Annotated in this window: 1 protein-coding gene; it reads left to right on the top strand. The window is 71.0% G+C overall.

The annotated features are described in order from the left end of the window. Positions 1-248, top strand: a 248-nt coding sequence (locus tag IF89_RS40270) for a hypothetical protein (protein WP_043195195.1), incomplete at both ends; no start/stop codon positions are given.

Below are 248 nucleotides of genomic sequence, written 5' to 3'. Positions count from 1 at the left end.
GCAGCGCGTCGGCCCCGGCGGGGTCGTCACCCTCCAGGTCGCCGGGGTGAAGGGCGTCCCGGCCACCGGGGTGACGGCCGTGGTCATGAACGTGACCGCTGTTCACCCGACCGAGGCCGGACACGTCACCGTCTACCCCAACGGCCAGACGGCGCCGGGCGTGTCGAACCTGAACTTCACGCCCGGGCAGATCGTCCCCAACCTGGTGACGGTGCCGGTCGTGAACGGCAAGGTCGACCTCCGCAACA

It is taken from the genome of Streptomyces sp. NRRL F-2664, assembly GCF_000719345.1.
Taxonomy (GTDB): domain Bacteria; phylum Actinomycetota; class Actinomycetes; order Streptomycetales; family Streptomycetaceae; genus Streptomyces.
This window is presented reverse-complemented; position numbering and strand designations above follow the sequence as displayed.